This is a genomic window from Mycolicibacterium sp. XJ879 (assembly GCF_053483935.1).
Map to the genome: position 1 here is coordinate 23305 of NZ_JBEFTH010000004.1, position 23322 is coordinate 46626.

15 protein-coding genes are annotated in these 23322 nt (G+C 67.2%); 11 read left to right on the top strand and 4 right to left on the bottom strand.

Going from position 1 to position 23322, the window contains the following annotated elements; genetic code table 11:
- Positions 1-16 precede the first annotated feature (16 nt).
- From ABQF13_RS10655 to ABQF13_RS10670, 4 genes are all read left to right on the top strand, one after another.
- Positions 17-2197, top strand: a complete 2181-nt coding sequence (locus ABQF13_RS10655; RefSeq protein ID WP_448392723.1) for a molybdopterin-dependent oxidoreductase — start codon at positions 17-19, stop codon at positions 2195-2197.
- Between the two features lie 105 nt (positions 2198-2302).
- A complete protein-coding gene (locus ABQF13_RS10660; protein WP_448392724.1) occupies positions 2303-4069 on the top strand; it encodes an alpha/beta hydrolase in 1767 nt (588 codons plus the stop codon).
- A gap of 475 nt (positions 4070-4544) precedes the next feature.
- Positions 4545-8048: a DNA-directed RNA polymerase subunit beta gene (gene rpoB / locus ABQF13_RS10665; protein WP_448392725.1), complete on the top strand. Its 3504-nt coding sequence runs from the start codon at positions 4545-4547 to the stop codon at positions 8046-8048.
- A 97-nt stretch (positions 8049-8145) separates the two neighbouring features.
- Positions 8146-12108, top strand: coding sequence for a DNA-directed RNA polymerase subunit beta' (locus tag ABQF13_RS10670; protein WP_448392726.1), 3963 nt, complete (start codon positions 8146-8148; stop codon positions 12106-12108).
- 128 nt (positions 12109-12236) lie between these two features.
- Here ABQF13_RS10670 and ABQF13_RS10675 read toward each other — a convergent pair whose 3' ends face one another.
- The 4 genes from ABQF13_RS10675 to ABQF13_RS10690 are packed head-to-tail and all read right to left on the bottom strand — an operon-like array spanning position 12237 to position 15680.
- Positions 12237-13232: a YihY/virulence factor BrkB family protein gene (locus ABQF13_RS10675; RefSeq protein WP_448392727.1), complete on the bottom strand. Its 996-nt coding sequence runs from the start codon at positions 13230-13232 to the stop codon at positions 12237-12239.
- Complete coding sequence (locus ABQF13_RS10680) at positions 13189-13572, bottom strand: PNPOx family protein (RefSeq protein ID WP_448392728.1); 384 nt, start codon at positions 13570-13572, stop codon at positions 13189-13191. The genes ABQF13_RS10675 and ABQF13_RS10680 overlap by 44 nt, the downstream gene beginning before the upstream one ends.
- Before the next feature lie 48 nt (positions 13573-13620).
- Positions 13621-15057 carry an FAD-dependent oxidoreductase gene (locus ABQF13_RS10685; RefSeq protein WP_448392729.1) on the bottom strand — a complete coding sequence of 479 codons (1437 nt, stop codon included), beginning with the start codon at positions 15055-15057 and terminating at the stop codon, positions 13621-13623.
- Complete coding sequence (locus ABQF13_RS10690; RefSeq protein ID WP_448392730.1) at positions 15054-15680, bottom strand: TetR/AcrR family transcriptional regulator; 627 nt, start codon at positions 15678-15680, stop codon at positions 15054-15056. Before ABQF13_RS10690 ends, ABQF13_RS10685 begins: the two co-directional genes overlap by 4 nt.
- Before the next feature lie 275 nt (positions 15681-15955).
- Here ABQF13_RS10690 and ABQF13_RS10695 point away from each other — a divergent pair, with 275 nt between their 5' ends.
- The 7 genes from ABQF13_RS10695 to ABQF13_RS10725 are packed head-to-tail and all read left to right on the top strand — an operon-like array spanning position 15956 to position 23317.
- Positions 15956-16711 (top strand): deoxyribonuclease IV, encoded by a 756-nt coding sequence (locus tag ABQF13_RS10695; protein WP_448392731.1) that lies wholly within the window; start codon positions 15956-15958, stop codon positions 16709-16711.
- A gap of 55 nt (positions 16712-16766) precedes the next feature.
- A complete protein-coding gene (locus tag ABQF13_RS10700; RefSeq protein ID WP_448392732.1) occupies positions 16767-17954 on the top strand; it encodes a phosphatase PAP2 family protein in 1188 nt (395 codons plus the stop codon).
- Position 17955: 1 nt separating this feature from the next.
- Complete coding sequence (locus ABQF13_RS10705; RefSeq protein ID WP_448392733.1) at positions 17956-19164, top strand: cation:proton antiporter domain-containing protein; 1209 nt, start codon at positions 17956-17958, stop codon at positions 19162-19164.
- Positions 19165-19222: 58 nt separating this feature from the next.
- Positions 19223-20851: an acyl-CoA dehydrogenase family protein gene (locus ABQF13_RS10710; RefSeq protein ID WP_448392734.1), complete on the top strand. Its 1629-nt coding sequence runs from the start codon at positions 19223-19225 to the stop codon at positions 20849-20851.
- Positions 20848-21798: a crotonase/enoyl-CoA hydratase family protein gene (locus ABQF13_RS10715; protein ID WP_448392735.1), complete on the top strand. Its 951-nt coding sequence runs from the start codon at positions 20848-20850 to the stop codon at positions 21796-21798. The genes ABQF13_RS10710 and ABQF13_RS10715 overlap by 4 nt, the downstream gene beginning before the upstream one ends.
- 20 nt (positions 21799-21818) lie before the next feature.
- On the top strand, positions 21819-22556 hold the full coding sequence (locus ABQF13_RS10720) for a PaaX family transcriptional regulator C-terminal domain-containing protein (RefSeq protein ID WP_448392736.1): 738 nt from the start codon (positions 21819-21821) through the stop codon (positions 22554-22556).
- Complete coding sequence (locus tag ABQF13_RS10725) at positions 22553-23317, top strand: crotonase/enoyl-CoA hydratase family protein (RefSeq protein WP_448392737.1); 765 nt, start codon at positions 22553-22555, stop codon at positions 23315-23317. Before ABQF13_RS10720 ends, ABQF13_RS10725 begins: the two co-directional genes overlap by 4 nt.
- Positions 23318-23322 lie beyond the last annotated feature (5 nt).

Below are 23322 nucleotides of genomic sequence, written 5' to 3' on the forward strand. Positions count from 1 at the left end.
CCACGACGGGGTCGGAATGACCCGCCAGTACCTGCCCACGTTCTGCCGGATCTGCGAGCCGCTGTGCGGCATGATCGCGACCGTCGAGGACGGGCGGCTGGTCGAACTGCGCCCCGACAAGGACCATCCGGTCTCGAAAGGCTTTGCCTGCCAGAAGGGCATCGCGTTCACCGAAGTTGTCAACGACCCCGACCGCGTCACCACCCCGCTGCGCAAGCGCGCCGACGGCCGCTTTGAGCCGGTGTCGTGGGATGCGGCGATGGCCGACATCACGCGGCGGCTCGCCGATCTTTGTCGTGCGCACGGCGCGGGCGCCATCGGCTGGTACTTCGGCAATCCCGGCGCGTTCAGCTACTCGCACACGTTGAGCCTCACCTCGTTGATGCTCGGCTTGGGCCCGCGCATGCATCTGTTCACCGCGGGCTCACAAGACGTCAACAACCGCTTCGTGGCCAGCCAACTGCTGTACGGCACCCCGCTGGCGCTGCCGGTGCCGGATGTGCTGCGCGCCGACCTGTTCGTCGTGATCGGCGCCAATCCCGTTGTGTCCCATGGCAGTGTGCTCACCCTGCCGAGGATCAAGGACCGCATGCAGGACGTCGTCAAGCGTGGCGGGCGGGTGCTGGTGATCGATCCGCGCAAGACTGAAACCGCGGCGGCGTTCGAATGGCTGGGCATCGTGCCCGACGGCGACGCCTACCTGCTGTTGTCACTGCTGCAGGTGATGTTCGCCGAGAACCTCGTGCACCGGGGCCGGTTGTCGCGTCAGGCCGACGGCGTCGTCTGGCTCGAGCAACTCGCCCGACCGTTCGCCCCAGAGGTCACCGCGCTGCACACCGGGATCGACCCGGATACGGTACGCACCCTGGCCCACGATCTGGTGCGCACCGAACGTGCCGCGGTGTACGGGCGCGTCGGCACCAGCACCGGCGAAAACGGCACGCTGACAACGTATCTGCTCGATGCGGTGAACCTGGTCGCCGGTAACCTCGACAGGCCCGGCGGCGCTATGTTCGGCCGGTACGGGTTGCCTGCGGAGCGGTGGCTGAACAAGGCAGGTGCGGCGTTGCTGCGCTCCGTCTATCACCGCAGGCGTTCCCGCATCGGCGGGTTTCCTTCGGTGCTCGGGTCCGAACCCGCCGGGGTGATGGCCAAGGAGATCACCACGCCCGGGCGCGGGCAGGTCAAGGCGTTGTTCGTCAGCGCGGGCAACCCGGTGCTGTCGGTGCCCGACGGTGACGAACTCGAATCCGCGTTGGCCGGACTGGATCTGATGGTGGGCATCGACCTCTACGTCAACGAGACATTGGCACACTGCGACTATGTGTTGCCCGCCGCCAGCATGTATGAACGCGACGACTTCCCGCTTCCGTTCCAGCCGCTGCAGCCCACGCCGTTTCGGCAGGCCACCGAGGCGGTGATCGCGCCGGTGGGGCAGGCGCGCGCAGAGTGGGAGATCATCGACGAGCTCACCCGGCGGTTGTGGCGTCGCACACCTGGTTTGGCGATGCTGGCGTTGGCGCGAAAAGCGGTGGGAGTCTTCGGTGTTCGGCTTTCACCGCGGCTGCTGGTCGATGCGCTGATCCGGCTGGGGGAAGGCGGCGACCGGTTCGGACTGCGGCGCGGCGGGTTGAGCTTCGCGGCGCTGACGCGGGCACACCCGCACGGGAAGGTGTTGGCGGCCAACCTGCGCGCCGGGGTGCTGCGCGAGGTCGTGGTGTATCGCGACCGACGAGTCCACTTGCGCCACGACGAGATCAGCGCCGAAGTCTCGAAGTTGACGCGACGCAGCGCGCCTGCTGGCTATCCGATGCGGTTGATCGGGATGCGGGAGGCTCGGTCGGAGAACTCGTGGATGCACAACTCACCGTTGTTGATGCGCGGCGAACGCACCCAGCACGCCCGCATGCACGTCGACGACGCCGCGGCGGCCGACATCGCCGATGGGGACGTCGTGCGGATCGCCTCGGTCAGCGGTGAGATCGAACTGCCGGTGATGGTCACCAAGGACATCGTCGCCGGTGTGGTCGCCGTCCCGCACGGCTGGGGGCATCCGGGCTCGGGCGGGTGGCGGTTGGCCAACGATGCGGGCGGCGCCAACGTCAACAAGCTGATGTCGAGCGACCCCGACGACATCGAGAGCCTGGCCGGGATGGCGAGGCTGACCGGTGTGCCGGTGCGCGTCACGCGGGCCTAGCTGGGCCTAACCCCGACCGGAGACCGACGAAGAGGCGAGATCTACTCGCATTTTTCCGCCCGTTTGTCCCTTTCGGCGTCGTTGCGCGCAATAGATTTGCTACCCATGGGCGACTCGATCTTGAAATGGTTCGGCGCGGGCGTGGTGACCAGCGCGATGGTGGCGGCGATGCTCGCCGGCGCGGGCGCAGCGGTCGCCGACGACGACTCCGGTACTACCTCGAGTTCGACCAGCACCTCGGAGTCGTCGAAGTCGAGTTCGACTGAAGATAGCGAGGATTCGGCGGCCGACACCGAGGATGGCGAGCCCACCGAGCAGGAGCCCGCTGCCGTCGACGAGGAGCCGTCCGACGACGAGCCCGCCGTCGTCGACGAGGAAGAGCCGGCCGTCGACGAGGAGGAGCTCGTCGACGAGGAAGAGCCCGTCGTCGAGGAAGAGCGTGCCGACGACCGCTCCGACAACGACCGCGGCGTCGACACCTCCGCGGCCGCGCAACCCACGACCCGGCCCGTGGCCCAGCAGGCACCCGAAGAAGAAGCCCCCGTCGACACCGAGCGCGAGGACAGCACCGCCGTCGCCGCCGAGGACGACGAGGCCGCCGAAACCGACGTCGCACCGGCGGCCGCACAGCGCGCCACCGTCGTCGTCGAGGACGTCGCCGCGGAGCTCAAGGCCATCCCGAAGGTCGAGGCGATCACGTTCGCCGCCGCGGCGCCTGCCGTCAGCGCCACCGCGTTCCGCAACCCGCTGACCACCGTGCTCGACTTCATCGGCACCGTCGTCTTCGGCATCTATGCCGCGGCGATCCGGGTGTTCGGTGGATCGGCGACGCTTCCGCTAGGCAGCTCGGTGACGGTGCGCAGCACCACGCTGCGGATCGACTGCGGCTGCGCGCCGGGGGAGGGCACCAATGTGCCGGTGGACTGGTACTTCCCCGAAGGCGCCGAGGAGAGTCCGCCGGACCGGATGATCTACCTGCAGCACGGCTTCCTGGCCGCGGGCCCGTGGTACAGCTACACCGCGGCGGCGCTGGCCACCCAGACCGACAGCATCGTCGTCGCGCCGTCGATCACCTCGAACTTCTTGGCCGCCGACGCCTGCTGGCTCGGCGCCCCGTCGATGCACGAGGCCATCGCCGACCTGTTCAACGAGGACAACACCGCGCTGGCGGAAAGCGTCGCGCGCACCGGCTACACCGGGCCGGTTCCCGACCGGGTGGTGCTGATGGGCCACTCGCTGGGCGGCGGCGCGGTGTCGGGAGCGGCCGGCTACATGGCCGACAACGGCACGGCCGACCGGCTGGCCGGTGTGGTGCTGCTCGACGGTGTCGGTCTGGACGATTCGATGACCGACGCCTTGCGGAAGGTGCCGCTCGACATCCCGATCTATCAGATCGCCGCACCGCGCTACTTCTGGAACCAGTTCGGCGTCGGCAGCACCGCGCTGCTGGACGCCCGGCCCGGTCAGTTCGTCGGCGTCACGCTGGAAGGCGGCTCGCACGTCGACACGATGCGCGGCGGCAACCCGCTGATCCAGTTCGCCCAGCAGGCGGTGTCCGGGTTCTCCCAGCCGCGCAACGTGGCGGCGGCCCGGCACCTGATGGTGACCTGGGCAAACGACATGTTCGCCGGCGACCAGGCCACGGGGGTCTATGACCTGGGGCCCGGTGAGCGGCTGGAGATGCGGAACCCTGGCGGCCTGGCCGTCATGGTCGGGCTGCCCAACCCGTTGACCAAGCTGTTCCCGCTCAACCTGCTGCAACCGTTCGTCCAGCTGGGTGACGGCATCTTCCGCTTCAGCCCGGCGTGCACCGCCGCCTCCATCGGTGGTGCGGCGGCGGCGGAATCGTGCTCGTCCTCGATTGCCGCGTGATTGCCTGATGTGCTGTCCGGGTTGCTATGGGCGAGATTGCGCCCAGGGTTGCGCACAGCCCTCACATCAATCTCGGTCATAGCACGCACAACGGGGTGGTACTCCAGCACGCTTGAAACCCAAAACTCCACACCAAACACCGCGTTATCTCTTGACGGAAAGGCCACGACGCGCCAGTCTGTTGGACAGCATGTGTGCAAGGGTTTATGACGCCAGCCAGCGACCCCTGTGATTACGCACACGGTGGTTGAGGAATGCGCCGTCCTGCGCTATTGTTGGACGTTGCGCTGGCTGCGTCCTGCCCACCTAAACCCGCACTTGACACCGCTGTCCTAGCCTGAGCTCCGCTCGGTGATCTAGTCGCGTGCCGCTTGTTCGGGAGGCTGTGGTTCCTGGAGAGGCCAGCCGAACCGATGCAGATATCGCGGCCGTTCGGGAAAACCGGCTCAACCGGTCTTCCAGATAGTCGCATGAGGTGCTGGAAGGATGCATCTTGGCAGGGTCCCGCCCAAACAAGACAGCTGTAGCTAACCCCAATAACTCCGTCCCAGGAGCACCCAACCGAATTACCTTTGCCAAGCTCCATGAACCGCTCGAGGTTCCGGGGCTTCTTGATGTGCAGACCGAGTCGTTCCAGTGGTTGATCGGCTCGGATGAGTGGAAAGAAAAGGCCAAGGGCCGCGGCGACGTGAACCCGGTCGGTGGCCTCGAAGAGGTGCTCACCGAGCTCTCGCCGATCGAGGACTTTGCGGGCAACTTGTCGCTGACGTTCACCGATCCGCGCTTCGACGACGTCAAGGCGTCGGTGGACGAGTGCAAAGACAAGGACATGACGTACGCGGCCCCGCTGTTCGTCACGGCCGAGTTCATGAACGCCGAGAGCGGCGAGATCAAGAGCCAGACGGTCTTCATGGGTGACTTCCCGATGATGACCGAGAAGGGCACCTTCATCATCAACGGCACCGAGCGTGTCGTGGTGTCCCAGCTGGTCCGCTCGCCCGGCGTGTACTTCGACGAGACGATCGACAAGTCCACCGAGAAGACGCTGCACAGCGTCAAGGTGATCCCCGGCCGCGGCGCGTGGCTGGAGTTCGACGTCGACAAGCGCGACACCGTCGGCGTGCGCATCGACCGCAAGCGCCGTCAGCCCGTCACCGTGCTGCTCAAGGCACTGGGCTGGACCAGCGAGCAGATCACCGAGCGGTTCGGCTTCTCCGAGATCATGATGTCGACGCTGGAGAAGGACAACACCGCCGGAACCGACGAGGCGCTGCTCGACATTTACCGCAAGCTGCGTCCGGGCGAGCCGCCGACCAAGGAATCCGCGCAGACCCTGCTGGAGAACCTGTTCTTCAAGGAGAAGCGCTACGACCTGGCCCGCGTCGGCCGCTACAAGGTCAACAAGAAGCTGGGCCTGAACCCCGGCGAGCCGATCACCACGACCACGCTCACCGAAGAGGACATCGTCGCCACGATCGAGTACCTGGTGCGCCTGCACCAGAACGATCAGACGATGACGGTCCCCGGCGGCGCCGAGGTGCCCGTTGAGGTCGACGACATCGACCACTTCGGTAACCGTCGTCTGCGCACGGTCGGCGAGCTCATCCAGAATCAGATCCGCGTCGGCCTGTCGCGCATGGAGCGCGTCGTGCGCGAGCGGATGACGACCCAGGACGTCGAGGCGATCACGCCGCAGACCCTGATCAACATCCGTCCCGTCGTGGCGGCGATCAAGGAGTTCTTCGGCACCAGCCAGCTGTCGCAGTTCATGGACCAGAACAACCCGCTGTCCGGGCTCACCCACAAGCGCCGCCTTTCGGCGCTGGGCCCCGGCGGTCTGTCCCGTGAGCGCGCCGGCCTCGAGGTCCGCGACGTGCACCCCAGCCACTACGGCCGGATGTGCCCGATCGAGACGCCGGAGGGTCCCAACATCGGCCTGATCGGGTCGCTTTCGGTGTACGCGCGGGTCAACCCGTTCGGCTTCATCGAGACGCCGTACCGCAAGGTGCGCGACGGCATCGTCACCGACGAGATCGAGTACCTGACCGCCGACGAGGAGGACCGCCACGTCGTGGCGCAGGCCAACTCGCCGATCGACGACAAGGGTCGCTTCCTCGAGGAGCGCGTGCTGGTCCGTCGTAAGGGCGGCGAGGTCGAGCAGATCTCGTCGAGCGGGGTCGACTACATGGACGTCTCACCGCGCCAGATGGTGTCGGTCGCGACGGCGATGATCCCGTTCCTCGAGCACGACGACGCCAACCGTGCCCTGATGGGTGCCAACATGCAGCGCCAGGCGGTTCCGCTGGTGCGCAGCGAGGCCCCGTTGGTCGGTACCGGCATGGAACTGCGTGCCGCGATCGACGCCGGTGACGTCGTCGTCGCCGACAAGGCCGGCGTGATCGAGGAGGTCTCCGCCGACTACATCACGGTGATGGCCGACGACGGCACCCGGCACACCTACCGGATGCGTAAGTTCGCCCGGTCCAACCACGGCACCTGCGCCAACCAGCGCCCGATCGTCGACGCCGGCGTCCGGGTGGAGGCCGGCCAGGTGATCGCGGACGGGCCGTGCACCGAGAACGGTGAGATGGCGCTGGGCAAGAACCTGCTCGTCGCCGTCATGCCGTGGGAGGGCCACAACTATGAGGACGCGATCATCCTCTCCAACCGCCTGGTCGAAGAGGACGTGCTCACCTCGATCCACATCGAGGAGCACGAGATCGACGCCCGCGACACCAAGCTGGGCGCCGAGGAGATCACCCGGGACATCCCGAACGTCTCCGATGAGGTGCTGGCCGACCTCGACGAGCGCGGCATCGTCCGCATCGGCGCCGAGGTCCGCGACGGCGACATCCTGGTCGGCAAGGTCACCCCGAAGGGTGAAACCGAGCTGACCCCGGAGGAGCGGCTGCTCCGCGCGATCTTCGGTGAGAAGGCCCGCGAGGTCCGCGATACGTCGCTCAAGGTGCCGCACGGTGAGTCCGGCAAGGTCATCGGGATCCGCGTGTTCTCCCGCGAGGACGACGATGAGCTGCCCGCCGGCGTCAACGAGTTGGTGCGCGTCTACGTCGCGCAGAAGCGCAAGATCTCCGACGGCGACAAGCTCGCCGGACGCCACGGCAACAAGGGCGTCATCGGCAAGATCCTGCCCGTCGAGGACATGCCGTTCCTGCCCGACGGCACGCCGGTGGACATCATCCTCAACACCCACGGTGTGCCGCGACGGATGAACATCGGCCAGATCCTGGAGACCCATCTGGGCTGGGCCGCGCACAGCGGCTGGAAGGTCGAAGGTAAGCCGGACTGGGCCGACCAGTTGCCCGACGATCTGATGGAGGCCGAGCCGAACACCATCGTCTCGACCCCGGTGTTCGACGGCGCCACCGGTGACGAGCTGCTGGGCCTGCTGGCCTCGACGCTGCCCAACCGCGACGGCGAGAAGCTGGTCGACTCCGACGGCAAGGCGATGCTGTACGACGGGCGCTCCGGTGAACCGTTCCCGTACCCGGTGACGGTTGGCTATATGTACATCCTCAAGCTGCACCACTTGGTGGACGACAAGATTCACGCGCGTTCCACCGGGCCGTACTCGATGATCACCCAGCAGCCGCTGGGCGGTAAGGCGCAGTTCGGCGGTCAGCGGTTCGGCGAGATGGAATGTTGGGCCATGCAGGCCTACGGCGCGGCGTACACGCTGCAGGAGCTGTTGACCATCAAGTCCGACGACACCGTCGGCCGGGTCAAGGTGTACGAGGCGATCGTCAAGGGCGAGAACATCCCCGAGCCGGGCATTCCGGAGTCGTTCAAGGTTCTGCTCAAGGAACTGCAGTCGCTGTGCCTCAACGTCGAGGTGCTCTCCAGTGACGGCGCGGCGATCGAGATGCGTGACGGCGACGACGAGGACCTGGAGCGCGCTGCGGCGAACCTGGGAATCAACCTGTCGCGCAACGAATCTGCCTCTGTCGAGGACTTGGCTTAGCGATGAGCGCTTGCGCGAAGAGCATTGAGCACAGTCGCGGCACCGCCGCGGGCACTAGTTAGTTAGTTTCTAAACCCGCAAGGGGAAAGGGAGTTACGTGTTAGACGTCAACTTCTTCGATGAGCTCCGGATTGGCCTTGCCACTGCGGAGGACATCCGGAATTGGTCCTACGGTGAAGTCAAGAAGCCGGAGACCATCAACTACCGCACGCTGAAGCCGGAGAAGGACGGCCTGTTCTGCGAGAAGATCTTCGGACCGACTCGGGACTGGGAGTGCTACTGCGGTAAGTACAAGCGGGTCCGCTTCAAGGGCATCATCTGTGAGCGCTGCGGCGTCGAGGTGACCCGCGCCAAGGTGCGTCGTGAGCGGATGGGCCACATCGAGCTGGCCGCACCGGTCACCCACATCTGGTACTTCAAGGGTGTGCCGTCGCGGCTCGGCTATCTGCTCGACCTGGCGCCCAAGGATCTCGAGAAGATCATCTACTTCGCGGCCTACGTCATCACCGAGGTCGACGACGAGATGCGCCACAACGAGCTGTCGACGCTCGAGGCCGAAATGGCCGTGGAGCGCAAGGCCGTTGAGGACCAGCGTGATTCGGATCTGGAGGCCCGTGCGCAGAAGCTCGAGGCCGACCTGGCCGAGCTGGAGGCCGAAGGCGCCAAGGCCGACGTGCGCCGCAAGGTGCGCGACGGCGGCGAGCGCGAGATGCGTCAGCTTCGCGACCGCGCCCAGCGTGAGCTGGACCGGCTCGAGGAGATTTGGACCACCTTCACCAAGCTGGCGCCCAAGCAGCTGATCGTCGACGAGCTGCTCTACCGCGAGCTGCAGGACCGCTACGGCGAGTACTTCACCGGCGCGATGGGTGCGGAGGCCATCAAGCGGCTGATCGAGAACTTCGACATCGAGGCCGAGGCCGATTCGCTGCGCGAGACGATTCGGAGTGGCAAGGGGCAGAAGAAGCTTCGTGCGCTCAAGCGGCTCAAGGTGGTCGCGGCGTTCCAGCAGTCGAGCAACTCGCCGATGGGCATGGTGCTCGACGCGGTTCCGGTGATCCCGCCGGAGCTGCGCCCGATGGTGCAGCTCGACGGTGGCCGGTTCGCCACGTCGGACCTCAACGACCTGTACCGCCGCGTAATCAACCGCAACAACCGGCTCAAGAGGCTGATCGACCTGGGTGCGCCCGAGATCATCGTCAACAACGAGAAGCGCATGCTTCAGGAGTCGGTAGACGCGCTGTTCGACAACGGCCGGCGCGGCCGTCCGGTCACCGGGCCGGGTAACCGCCCGCTGAAGTCGCTGTCGGACCTGTTGAAGGGTAAGCAGGGTCGGTTCCGTCAGAACCTGCTCGGCAAGCGCGTCGACTACTCGGGCCGTTCGGTCATCGTGGTCGGCCCGCAGCTCAAGCTGCACCAGTGCGGTCTGCCCAAGCTGATGGCACTCGAGCTGTTCAAGCCGTTCGTGATGAAGCGTCTGGTCGACCTGAACCACGCGCAGAACATCAAGAGCGCCAAGCGGATGGTGGAGCGTCAGCGTCCGCAGGTGTGGGATGTGCTCGAAGAGGTGATCGGCGAGCATCCGGTGCTGCTGAACCGCGCACCGACGCTGCACCGCCTCGGCATCCAGGCGTTCGAGCCACAGCTGGTGGAGGGCAAGGCGATTCAGCTGCACCCGCTGGTGTGTGAGGCTTTCAACGCCGACTTCGACGGCGACCAGATGGCCGTGCACCTTCCGCTGTCGGCGGAGGCGCAGGCCGAGGCTCGCATCCTGATGCTGTCCTCGAACAACATCCTGTCGCCGGCGTCGGGCCGCCCGCTGGCCATGCCGCGTCTGGACATGGTGACCGGGTTGTACTACCTGACCACGATGATCGACGGCGAGGCCGGCGAATACACGCCTGCCGCCAAGGATTCCCCGGAGTCGGGTGTGTACAGCTCACCCGCCGAGGCCATCATGGCGATGGACCGCGGTGCGCTGTCGGTGCGCGCCAAGATCCGGGTGCGGTTGACGCAGCTGCGTCCGCCCGCCGATATCGAGGCCGAACTGTTTCCCGACGGCTGGAATCCGGGCGATGCCTGGACGGCCGATACGACGCTGGGCCGGGTGATGTTCAACGAGCTTCTGCCGGTGCAATATCCGTTCGTCAACGAGCAGATGCACAAGAAGGTGCAGGCCCGCATCGTCAACGATCTGGCCGAGCGGTACCCGATGATCGTGGTGGCGCAGACCGTCGACAAGCTCAAGGACGCCGGCTTCTACTGGGCTACCCGCTCGGGTGTCACCGTGTCGATGGCCGACGTGCTGGTGCCGCCGGAGAAGCAGGAGATCCTCGAGCGCTACGAGAAGGAAGCCGACGCGATCGAAAAGCAGTACCAGCGCGGCAAGCTCAACCACGAGGAGCGCAACGGCGAGCTGGTCAAGATCTGGCAGACCGCCACCGAAGAGGTGGGTGAGGCGCTGCGTAGCCACTACCCGTCGGACAACCCGATCATCCTGATCGTCGACTCCGGCGCCACGGGTAACTTCACCCAGACCCGCACGCTGGCCGGCATGAAGGGTCTGGTGACCAACCCGAAGGGTGAGTTCATCCCGCGTCCGATCAAGTCCTCGTTCCGTGAGGGCCTGACGGTGCTGGAGTACTTCATCAACACCCACGGCGCCCGAAAGGGTCTGGCGGACACCGCGCTTCGCACCGCCGACTCGGGTTACCTGACCCGCCGTCTGGTGGACGTGAGCCAAGACGTCATCGTTCGCGAGACCGACTGCGAGACCGAGCGTGGCATCAACGTCACGCTGGCCGAACTGCAGGGCAGCGGCAAGGATGCGGGCTTGGTGCGCGATCAGCACATCGAGACGTCGGCCTACGCACGGACGCTGGCGACCGACGCCGTCGACGCCAAGGGCAACGTGGTCGTCGAGCGCGGCCACGACCTGGGCGACCCGGCCATCGAGGCACTGCTGGCCGCGGGTATCACCGAGGTGAAGGTCCGCTCCGTGCTGACCTGCGCCACCGGCACCGGCGTGTGCGCCAAGTGCTACGGCCGTTCGATGGCGACGGGCAAGCTCGTCGACATCGGCGAGGCCGTCGGCATCGTCGCCGCGCAGTCCATCGGCGAGCCCGGCACGCAGCTGACCATGCGTACGTTCCACCAGGGCGGCGTCACCGGCGGTAGCGATATCACCGGTGGTCTGCCACGCGTGCAGGAGCTGTTCGAGGCGCGCATCCCGCGAGACAAGGCGCCCATCGCCGACGTCTCGGGTCGGGTACAGCTCGAGGAGGGCGAGCGCTTCTACAAGATCACCATCATTCCCGACGATGGCGGCGAAGAAGTGGTGTACGACAAGCTGTCTCGTCGTCAGCGCCTGAAGGTGTTCAGGCACGAGGACGGCACCGAGCGGCTGCTCGCCGACGGCGACCACGTCGAGGTGGGCCAGCAGCTGATGGAAGGCTCCGCCGACCCGCACGAGGTGCTGCGTGTCCAGGGCCCGCGCGAGGTGCAGATCCACCTCGTCAAGGAGGTCCAGGAGGTCTACCGTGCTCAGGGCGTGTCGATCCACGACAAGCACATCGAGGTGATCGTCCGGCAGATGCTGCGGCGCGTGACGATCATCGATTCGGGTGCGACGGAGTTCCTGCCCGGCTCGCTGACCGAGCGGTCCGAGTTCGAGTCCGAGAACCGTCGGGTGGTCGCCGAGGGCGGCGAGCCCGCGGCCGGTCGTCCGGTGCTGATGGGTATCACCAAGGCGTCGCTGGCCACCGATTCGTGGCTGTCGGCGGCGTCGTTCCAGGAGACCACTCGCGTGCTGACCGATGCGGCGATCAACTGCCGCAGCGACAAGCTGATGGGTCTGAAGGAGAACGTGATCATCGGCAAGCTGATCCCGGCCGGTACGGGTATCAACCGTTACCGCAACATCCAGGTGCAGCCGACCGAAGAGGCCCGCGCCGCTGCGTACACGATCCCGTCCTACGAGGATCAGTACTACAGCCCGGACTTCGGCCAGGCCACCGGTGCGGCGGTGCCGTTGGACGACTATGGCTACAGCGACTACCGGTAGTTGTTGACGCGAAAACCCCCGGGGTTCGCCCCGGGGGTTTTCGTTGCTTCGGCGGCAGGGGGGCGCGAACGTGGGTTACCCGCACGCCCCGAGCCGGTTTCGCGTTACGCGCGCCCACACTCGGCGGGCTAATTTGCATTTCGGCGTCGGCGCAGCCGCCACGGATGCTTGTCGTGCGGCCACATCTTTTCGATCTCGGCGTTGAACTCCGCGCCGAGCAACACCGCGAAAGCCGTGATGTAGAGCCACAGGACAACGGCGATCGGCACGGCGAGCTGACTGTAGACCGCGTCGTCGCGCGCACTGACCGCCAGATAGGCGCGCAGGCCTGCCGAGGCCACCAGCCACAGGACCATCGCCAGCACCGCCCCGGGTATGTCGCGGCGCCAAGGGGTTCGCCACGGCACACCGAAGTGATACAGCGTGACCAGCCCGACCAGGATCAGCAGCGCCACCCCCGGCCAGAACAGCAGATCCAATGTGCGCAACGTGCTGTCGGTCAACGGGTCGGGCGTCACCCACGCCACGAGGTCGGGTCCCAGGACGAGCGGCGGCAGGATCGCCACGGCACCGAGGAGCCCGGCGATGGTCAGCCCCATCGCCAGCAGCCGTCGCCGCCATGCGGGCCGGGGCTCGACCCCGTAGGCGATGGTGATCGTCTCCAGGTACCGGTTCACCGCCCGCGAGCCCGTCCACAGGCTGAGCAGGATGCCGATGGAGATCACGCTTCCGCGCGACTGGGCAAGCCCGGCCTCGACCACGCGACGGTATGACTCGAAGGTTCGTTCGGCGAGAAAGGAGCTGGGCACCTCCAGCAGCAGCCGGTGCAGTTGCTCAGTGCCTTCCGGGCCGAGCGCTCCCGCGATGAACCCCAGCGAGCCGAGCACCGCAATCAGCAGCGACGGCAGCGAGATCAGCGAGAACAGCGCGACCTCGGCGGCCAGCCCGGGTACCCGGTCCCGCAGTGTGTCGTTGACCGTGCGGACGATCAGCCGGCCGGCCTGCCGCGCAGGTCGGGGCGCACGCGACAGATTGGATAGTGCGCGTCGTTGCAGTGTCGAACGGGCGGAGGCGACCGTGTCAGCCCACGACGAGAACGGTGCCCGGTCGCTTCCAGATGCCACGCTCCGAGCCTAGGGGCGCGCGTCGAACCCGGGTTATCCGGATTCGCGCACGATGCAGCATGAAGCGGATGAACGCGGGCATATCCGTGGCGTTCTCGTCGTGGTAGACGCGCGGCGACCCGACCTGATAACGACGGCCGCGGGCCTCGATCTCGCAGCCGTCGGCCGCCAGCACATTGCGCACCCAGTCGGCCTCAAAGCCGTACGTCAAGGCGATGACGAAACCGCCCTGTCGCCGAAACGCCCACAGCGGGGTCCGGTAGAGGCGCTGCGATTTGCGGCCGCGGTGACTCCTCTTCGTACGGCACCAGGACCGTGGCGCCGACGGCGTTTCGGTCACCGATAGCGCGGTGCGCTTCGGCGCCGTAGCCGTGCATCCTGATCGCCTTCATACGAAACTCCGTTGTCCGAGGGTCGTTTCGAGATAGGCCGATACCGCATCCGCGTCGTCGGCGAGCACGGCGATGTAGCCGTCGGGCCGGACCAGCGTCAGCCCAACACCGTCGGAAACGTGGCGTACGTCGACCAGCGCGGAGTAGTCGGCCAACCGGGGCGGTACAGTGCCGTGTACCAGCAGCGTGAACTTCGTTGGGTGCAGCAGCCCGATGTCGGGGAACCGGTCGCCGACGGCGATGCGGTCGTCGTTGCTGCCGCCGCTGCCGTCGCGGTAGGACACGTCGAGCTGGGTCAGTGCGCGACGCAACACACGCTGCAGGGCCGGGCGCGGGGTGATGTGCGGGGCGATGTGGCGTCGCGCAGCCGTAGCAATTGGATTGCGCAACAATGTCATCCGTGTCGCTCGCCGCGTACCCTTGACCAACCGCCGCGCGACCGGAGAGCGTTCGTCGGCGTAGGAATCCAGCAGCCGGCGGTGGGCATGGCCGTTGACGACCGCGGCGAGCTTCCAACCCAGGTTGAACGCGTCTTGTATGCCGGTGTTCATGCCCTGGCCGCCGACCACGGAATGCACATGTGCTGCGTCGCCGGCGAGGAAGACCCGGCCCACCGAATGGCGGGCGACCTTGCGCTGGTTGATTTGGAAGCGACCCGCGTAGTGGATTTCTGCGATGCGCGCGCCCGGAGGTGCGCCGCGGTCGACGGCGGCTTGGAGTTCGTCGTAGGTCACGTCGCCGGTCGGGGTCTCGCCGGGGCGGTAGGCGATGGTGAGCCGGTGCAGTCCACCGGGCATCGGGAAGTAGGCGGCGAAGTTTCCGCGGTTGAGGAACGCGTGAAACACGTCGTGCGGCAGCGCCCAGTCCATGCGGACGTCGGCCACCGCGAAGTTCTCCTCGAACGCGGCGCCGACGAACTGCACGCCGAGCTGGTGGCGCACCGTGCTGTGGGCGCCGTCGCAGCCGATCAACCACGACGTCCGCGTCGTCTCCGTGGTTCCGTCGCCGTGTCGCAGCGTCGCTTGCACCGCACTGGAATTCTGACTCAGCGCGGTGAGCTCGGTGCTGTGCTCGACGCAGACGTCGAGGCTGTCGAGGCGCTGCCGCAGCAGCGATTCGACGCGTGGCTGCTGCAGCATCAGCAGATACGGGTACGGGCTGTCCAAGCCGTCCACGTTCAGGTGCAGGAACTGTTTACCTTCGCTGAACACCTTGAAGTCAGTGACGCGCGTTCCCGCTGCCACCGCGGCGTCGGTCAAGTCGAGGCGCTCGAACAGCTCGAGGGTTCTGGGTTGCACGCCAAGGGATCTGGTCTCGGTGGTCGGGGTAGCGGCGGCGTCGATGACGCGCACCTTGACACCGCGACGGGCCAGTTCGGCCGCCATCGTCAGGCCCGTCGGGCCGGCACCGACGACGAGTACATCGGAGTTCATGAGTTCTCCTTGAAGTCTGGCGAAGTGATCGCCGCGAGGAGCAGGTCCACGTGGCTATCGACGTCGATGGGCTGCACAGCCGAGTCCTCGCTGGGAGCCACCAGCAACACGTTGATCAGCGTGTGTAAAACCAGCGGACCCAGGAACATTCGCGCCGCTGTCAAGACGTCGATGTCACCGATCAGGCCGGCGTCCTTGCCCGCAGTGAGCAGCGCGCCGGTCAGCTGAAAGGCCCGCCGCGGCACCGACTGTCGGAAGATTTCGCCGACGTGCGGCAGTCGCGGGGTCTCGGCGATCACGATGCGTACCAGTTCGATGTAGTCGCGCGTGATGAGCTGCTCACCGAGTTCGGTCGCGAGCGACCGCAGTGCGTCGCGCAGGTCGGCGATGCTGGCCGGTGCGGGGATGTCCACGTCGGCGTCGAGCTGGCCGAGCGCGATGAGGTGCTCCAGCACATCGGCGAGCACGGCGTCCTTGTTGGGGTAGCGGGAGTACAGCGTCTCCTTGGAGACCCCGGCCGCTTTGGCCAACGCCGCGGTGCTCACGCCGGCGAAGCCGTGTTTGAGGAACAACGTGTGCGCGGCCGCCCTGATCTGGTGGACCTTGATGTCGTCCTGGGGCATCCCGAACCTCCCGCGGAGCCGAACCGAACGGTACGGTTCGACGATAGCGCGGGCGGGCGCCGGCAGGCAAGGTGCGCCTCCCGCCGTTGGCGTCACCAACGGAATTTGTTGCTACGGCCGAGAATGCGCTCAGGGCTGTTGGTCCTCGTCAGCAGCCCTGGCTGCAATCTCGCCCCTAGCACTGATATCGGAACCTGCTACCAGGCCGGCGAACCCGCCCGGCCGTTGGCCGTGACACGCGGCCGTCTGTCGGACCGCCCACCTAGACTGGCGTCGTGCTCATCGGTTCGCACGTCCACGGTGACGACCCCCTGGCCGCCGCGCAGGCTGACGGCGCCGACGCGGTGCAGTTCTTCCTCGGCAACCCGCAGAGCTGGAAGAAACCCAAGCCGCGCGAGGACGCCGAGGTCCTCAAGGTGTCCAGCGTCCCGCTCTACGTCCACGCGCCGTACCTGATCAACGTCGCGTCGGCCAACAACCGGGTGCGCATCCCGTCGCGCAAGATCCTGCAGGACACCTGCGACGCGGCGTCGGAGATCAACGCGACGGCCGTCATCGTGCACGGCGGTCACGCCGACGACAAAGACTGGGAAGCCGGCTTCGAACGCTGGGTCAAGGCACTCGACTACCTCGAAACCGACGTGCCCGTCTACCTCGAGAACACCGCAGGCGGCGACCACGCGATGGCCCGCCACTTCGACACCATCGCCCGGCTGTGGGACCACATCGGCGACAAGGGCATCGGCTTCTGCCTCGACACCTGCCACGCCTGGGCCGCGGGGGAGAAGCTGATCGACGCCGTCGACCGGATCAAGGCCATCACCGGGCGCATCGACCTGGTGCACTGTAACGACTCCAGAGACGCGGCGGGATCCGGCGCCGACCGCCACGCCAACTTCGGCACCGGCAAGATCGACCCGCAACTGCTGGTCGCGGTGGTGCAGGCCGCCGGCGCCCCCGTCATCTGCGAAACCGCAGACGAAGGCCGCAAAGACGACATCGCCTTTCTGCGCGAACACGTCACGACCTGATAACCGAACCCCAGTCGAACCCGCGGTAACGGTCCGGTGAACTAGATTCAACGGAGTGTCTGCGGTTGACCAGTCGTCAATTGCGTCGCAGCGTGCCCCAGAGGCGAACCAGACGCGGGAACGCCGACTCAAATATGCGCGCTGGATCGCGGTTGCGATATGGGCTGCGGTCGTTCTATATCGCACGGTCACCGACGGTTTTGCGTTCAACCGTGAGCTGGTGCTGCTCTACATCGCCACCGGTCTGCTGGCCGCGAGCATCGGTCAGGTCCGCCGCATGTTCTATGTCATCCGCGACTGGCTGCCGTTCGCGTTGATCCTGATCGCCTACGACCTGAGCAGGGGCGCCGCGGACATGATCGGGCGACCGACGCTGTGGGAGTGGCCCGTCGACGCCGATCGTTGGCTGTTCTTCGGCACCGTACCGACCGTGTGGCTTCAGGAGCAGCTCAAACAGGGGCATCCGCCGTGGTGGGAAGTGGTTCTGAGCTGCGTCTACATGTCGTTCTTCATCCTGCCGTACGTGGTGGCCGGGGTGCTGTGGCTGCGTGACCGTGCGGAGTGGAAGGCGTTTGTTCGCCTGTTCGTCGGCCTGAACTTCGTGGGCCTGGCCATCTACGCCGTGGTGCCGGCCGCGCCGCCGTGGGCAGCAGCCCGGTGCGCTCCCGCCGACGTCGAAGGCGGACCGGCCTACGCGCGTTGCATGTTCGGCTCGGCGCGCGGCGTGCCCGACGGCGGTGTCCTCGGCGCGATGCAAACGAGCCAGGACGGGGCGAACCAGTGGATCGAGCGGATTGTCGGCCGCGGCTGGGGCAACCTGAACATGCACACCGCCAGCGCGCTGCTCGACGCGGGCCAAGCCAGCGTCAACCTGGTGGCGGCGATACCGTCCCTGCACGCGGGCATGACCGCGGCCGTCGCGGCCTTCCTGTGGCGTCGCGTGCACGGAGCGTGGCGTCCACTGCTGGTGGCCTATGTGCTGCTGATGGCCTTCACGCTGGTGTACACCGCCGAGCACTACGTCATCGACATCCTGCTCGGCTGGGCGCTGGCCGCCGCGATCATCGTCCTTCTCCACCGTTACGAGGCGTGGCGACGGGGGAGGGCGTTGCGCTCGGCGGAACGTTCGGTCGAGATGGTCCCGCTATACGGCCGACCCGCCGAGCCCGCAGTTGAACCCGAGCCTGTGGTGAATCCCGAGCCGCGCCGCCGCGACGTCGTCGCCGAACTCGACAGCCGCTGACGTGGGAACGGACGTCCTGCTCACCGTCGTCGGTGTGCTGGGCGTCGTCGTCGCGGCGCTGTCGGCCAAGATGCGTCGACTACCCCTCTCCGAGCCCCTGCTGGGCCTGGCCGCCGGAGTGCTGATCGGGCCGCAGGTGCTCGACGTGGTGCGCATTCCGCTCGTCACCGAAGAGCAGTCGTTGCTGCACCAGACGAGCCGGATCCTGTTGGCGGTGTCGGTGATGGCCGTGGCGCTGCGGTATCCGATCAGCGATATCCGGCGCATGTGGCGCCCGGTGACGGTGCTGCTGTTGGTGGCGATGCCGGTGATGGCGGTCGTGACGGCCGCCTTGGGGTGGCTCGTGCTGTCGATCCCCGTCGCGCTGGCGGCCCTGCTGGGCGCCGCGCTATGTCCCACCGACCCGGTGCTGGCCTCGACGGTGGTGACCGGCGATGACGCCGAACGGGACCTTCCGGCGCGCAACCGCCAGATGCTGTCGCTGGAGTCCGGCGCCAACGACGGGTTGGCGTTGCCGCTCGTTCTGGTCGCCGTCGCTGTTGCCGGCGGAATGGGCGTCGGTGCCGCGATCCGGGAGTCACTGTGGCAGGTGTTCGGGGCGGTCGTGATCGGCGCCGCCATCGGGTGGGCCGGCGGCAAAGCGCTCAGGTGGGGCGACGAATACGGCGCGACCGACGCCGCGCCGGCGTTGTTCTTCACGGTGGTACTTGCGCTCGGGATTCTCGGGGCGGCGGGGCTCGCGCACACCGATGGCGTTCTCGCGGTCTTCGTCGGTGGTCTTGTCTTCAACGCGGTGGGCAGCGGCCGGGAACGGGCAATGGAGGTGTCGATCGACGAGGCGATCAACCGGTTCGCGGTGATGCCACTATTCGTCCTGGTCGGGATCACCCTGCCGTGGCAGGCCTGGTTCGAACTCGGTTGGCCCGCAGTGCTTTTGGCGGTAGGCGTGCTGCTGCTGCGACGCATCCCCATCCTGTTGGTGCTGCAACGTCCGTTGCGGCTGCGCGTCCGCGACGCGCTCTACCTGGGCTGGTTCGGCCCAGTGGGCGTCTCTGCGCTCTTCTATCTGACGTTGGAATCCGAACGCGCGGGTGTGAACGAATCGGTGCTGGCCGCCGGGTACCTCGTGTTGGTGATGAGCACGATCGCCTTCGGGCTGAGCGGAGCCCCCGGCCGCGCTCTCTATGTCTCGGCCGCGCGAAAGACGTAACCCTTCCCGACACATTACATGCATTGTGCAGTTGTCGAGAAAGTGTAATAGTGGTGATATGCCAGACACGCACGTCGTCACCAACCAGGTCCCACCCCTGCAGAACTACAACCCGGCCACGTCGCCAGTACTCACCGAGGCGCTGATCCGCGAAGGCGGTGAGTGGGGCCTGGACGAGGTCTTCGAGGTTGGTGCGCTGAGCTCCTCCAGGCAGGCGCAGCGCTGGGGTGAGCTGGCCGACCGCAACCAGCCGATCCTGCACACCCACGACCGCTACGGGCACCGCGTCGACGAGGTCGAGTACGACCCCGCCTACCACGAGCTGATGACGGTGGCGATCGGGCACGGGCTGCACGCCGCGCCGTGGGCCGACGACCGCACCGGCTCACACGTCGTGCGGGCCGCCAAGACATCGGTGTGGACGCCCGAACCCGGCCACATCTGCCCGATCTCGATGACGTATGCCGTCGTGCCGGCACTGCGCCACAACCCCGAACTGGCCGCGGTCTACGAACCACTGCTGACCAGCCGGACCTACGACCCCGAGCTCAAGGTGCCGACCACCAAGGCCGGCATCACCGCGGGCATGTCGATGACCGAGAAGCAGGGCGGCTCCGACGTGCGGGTGGGCACCACCCAGGCCACCCCCAACGGCGACGGCAGCTACTCATTGCGCGGGCACAAGTGGTTCACCTCCGCGCCGATGTGCGACATCTTCCTGGTGCTCGCGCAGGCGCCCGGCGGGCTCAGTTGTTTGATGTTGCCGCGGATCCTGCCCGACGGCAGCCGCAACCGGATGCACCTGCAGCGCCTGAAGGACAAGCTCGGCAACCACGCCAACGCGTCCAGCGAGGTCGAGTACGACGGCGCGATCGCGTGGCTGGTCGGCGAGGAGGGTCGCGGCGTGAAGACCATCATCGAGATGGTCAACCTCACCCGGCTGGACTGCACCCTGGGCAGCGCGACTAGCATGCGCAACGGGTTGACCCGCGCCATCCACCACGCGCAGCACCGAAAGGCGTTCGGCGAATACCTGATCGACCAACCGCTGATGCGTAACGTGCTGGCCGACCTGGCCGTGGAGGCCGAAGCCGCAACGATTCTCGCGATGCGCATGGCCGGCGCCACCGACGCCGCGGTGCGCGGCGACGAGCGCGAGACGCTGCTGCGCCGCATCGGCCTGGCCGCCGCCAAGTACTGGGTCTGCAAGCGCGCCACCCCGCACGCCGCCGAGGCGATGGAGTGTCTGGGCGGCAACGGCTACGTCGAGGACTCCGGTATGCCGCGGCTGTACCGCGAGGCGCCGCTGATGGGCATTTGGGAAGGATCAGGCAACGTCAGCGCGCTGGATACGCTGCGCGCCATGGCAACTCGCCCGGAGTGCATCGACGTGCTGTTCGACGAACTGGCCACCACCGCAGGCAACGATCCGCGGCTGGACGCACACGTCGAAACGCTGCGGCCCGCGCTGTCTGACCTCGAGACCATCCAATACCGGGGCCGCAAGGTCGCCGAGGACATCAGCCTGGCGCTGCAGGGCTCGCTGCTGGTGCGACACGGCCACCCCGCCGTCGCCGAGGCGTTCCTGGCGACGCGTATGGGCGGTGCGTGGGGCGGCGCGTTCGGAACCCTGCCTACCGGACTGGATCTCGCGCCGATCCTCGAGCGGGCGCTGGTCAAGGGATGACCCACGCGATCAGGCCCGTCGACTTCGACAACCTGAAGACGATGACCTACGAGGTGACGGGTCGCGTCGCCCGCATCACGTTCAACCGGCCCGAGAAGGGCAACGCGATCGTCGCCGACACCCCGCTGGAATTGTCGGCGCTGGTAGAGCGCGCCGACCTCGACCCCAACGTGCACGTCATCCTGGTTTCCGGTCGGGGCGAAGGGTTTTGCGCGGGCTTCGACCTTTCGGCATACGCCGAGGGCTCCTCGTCGGCGGGCTCGGGTGGATCAACTGGCAGCCCCTACCGCGACACCGTGCTGTCGGGTAAGACGCAGGCGGTCAACCACCTGCCCGATCAACCCTGGGACCCGATGATCGACTACCAGATGATGAGCCGGTTCGTACGCGGCTTCTCCAGCCTGATGCACGCCGACAAGCCCACCGTGGTCAAGGTCCACGGCTACTGCGTGGCCGGCGGCACCGACATCGCGCTGCACGCCGACCAAGTGATCGCGGCGGCCGACGCCAAGATCGGTTATCCGCCGACCCGGGTGTGGGGGGTGCCTGCGGCCGGGATGTGGGCGCACCGGCTCGGCGACCAGCGCGCCAAACGGCTGCTGCTGACCGGTGATTCGATCACCGGCGCGCAGGCCGCCGAATGGGGGCTCGCGGTCGAGGCGCCCTCGGCCGAAGATCTCGACGAACGCACCGAGCGGCTGGTCGAACGGATCGCCGCCGTGCCGATCAACCAGCTCATCATGGTCAAGCTGGCGATGAACTCCGCCCTCTACCACCAGGGCACCGCCAACAGCGCCATGATCTCGACCGTGTTCGACGGCATCGCACGGCACACCCCCGAGGGGCACGCGTTCGTTGCGCAGTCGCGCGAACACGGCTTCCGTGAGGCCGTGCGCCAACGCGACGAACCGTTCGGCGATCACGGCCGGAAGGCATCGGACGTCTAACGATGCCGAAGCTTTCGCGGATGACGGCCCGCTCCGTCGTGCTGAGCGTCCTGCTCGGCGCGCATCCGGCCTGCGCCACCGCAAGTGAACTGATCGGTCTCACCGCCGATTTCGGCATCAAAGAGTCGACGATACGGGTCGCGTTGACCCGGATGGTCAGCGCGAAAGACCTGGTGCGTGCCCCGGAGGGCTACCGGTTGTCCGAGCGGCTGCTGGCCCGGCAGCGCCGCCAGGACGACGCGCTGAACCCACGACTGCGCGAGTGGAACGGCGACTGGACGACGCTGGTGATCACCAGCGTCGGCATCGACGCCCGCACCCGCGCGTGTCTGCGGACCGCACTGCAGCACAACAGGTTCGCCGAACTACGCGAAGGGGTGTGGCTGCGCCCCGACAACCTTGACTTGGTGTCACCGGCCGACGTGCTGGACCGTGTGCGGGTGTTGCGGGCCCGCGACGACGACCCGGTCGCCCTCGCCGCACAGCTGTGGGACCTGTCGGGCTGGGCCGCAGTGGGCTATCAGCTGCTCGACGAAATCGACAGGGCCACAGACATTCCCGGCCGGTTCGTCGCGGCGGCCGGCATCGTGCGGCATCTGCTGACCGATCCCGTGCTGCCCGCCGAGTTGCTGCCCGGGGGCTGGCCCGGTGCGGCGCTGCGCGAGGCCTACACGAACTTCGCCGCGGAGTTGAGTTCGCGGCGCGACAGTACTGGATTGTCGCTCACGCGACGTGAACAACTGATGGAGGCGACATGAGCGGTGGAGTCCGGGTCGAACGCGACGGCGCGGTGACGACGGTCATCATGAACCGGCCCGAGGCGCGCAACGCCGTCAACGGCCCAGCGGCCGCCCAGCTGTACGAGGCCTTCGACGCGTTCGACCGCGACGACTCCGCAGCCGTCGCGGTGTTGTGCGGTGACAACGGAACATTCTGTGCGGGAGCCGATCTCAAGGCGTTCGGCACCCCGGACTCCAACCCGGTGCACCGCACCGGCCCAGGTCCGATGGGCCCGAGCCGGATGGTGTTGTCCAAACCGGTGATCGCCGCGATCAGCGGGTACGCCGTCGCGGGCGGGCTCGAGCTGGCCCTGTGGTGTGACCTGCGGGTGATGGAGGACGACGCGGTGATGGGCGTGTTCTGCCGACGCTGGGGTGTGCCGCTGATCGACGGCGGCACCGTGCGGTTACCGCGCCTGATCGGCCACAGCCGCGCGATGGACCTGATCCTGACCGGCCGCGCCGTCGACGCCACCGAAGCCCTGGCGATGGGCCTGGCCAACCGCGTGGTGCCCAAAGGCGAAGCGCGGCAACGGGCCGAGGAACTCGCCGCCGAACTGGCCAAGCTGCCGCAGCAGTGCATGCGCGCCGACCGGCTCTCGATGCTGAACCAGTGGGGCATGCCCGAAGCCGAGGCGATGGACTTCGAGTTCGGCAGCATGTCGCGCGTCGCCGCGGAATCGCTGGAAGGCGCCGCGCGGTTCGCCGCAGGCGCCGGACGGCACGGGGCCGACGCGTAGAAAAG

Coding starts and splice junctions, on each gene's coding strand:
- ABQF13_RS10655 (WP_448392723.1), top strand. CDS start 17: ATGACCCGCCAGTACCTGCCCACGTTCTGCCGGATCTGCGAGCCGCTG.
- ABQF13_RS10660 (WP_448392724.1), top strand. CDS start 2,303: ATGGGCGACTCGATCTTGAAATGGTTCGGCGCGGGCGTGGTGACCAGC.
- ABQF13_RS10685 (WP_448392729.1), bottom strand. CDS start 15,057: ATGAACTCCGATGTACTCGTCGTCGGTGCCGGCCCGACGGGCCTGACG.
- ABQF13_RS10690 (WP_448392730.1), bottom strand. CDS start 15,680: ATGCCCCAGGACGACATCAAGGTCCACCAGATCAGGGCGGCCGCGCAC.
- ABQF13_RS10710 (WP_448392734.1), top strand. CDS start 19,223: ATGCCAGACACGCACGTCGTCACCAACCAGGTCCCACCCCTGCAGAAC.
- ABQF13_RS10715 (WP_448392735.1), top strand. CDS start 20,848: ATGACCCACGCGATCAGGCCCGTCGACTTCGACAACCTGAAGACGATG.
- ABQF13_RS10720 (WP_448392736.1), top strand. CDS start 21,819: ATGACGGCCCGCTCCGTCGTGCTGAGCGTCCTGCTCGGCGCGCATCCG.
- ABQF13_RS10725 (WP_448392737.1), top strand. CDS start 22,553: ATGAGCGGTGGAGTCCGGGTCGAACGCGACGGCGCGGTGACGACGGTC.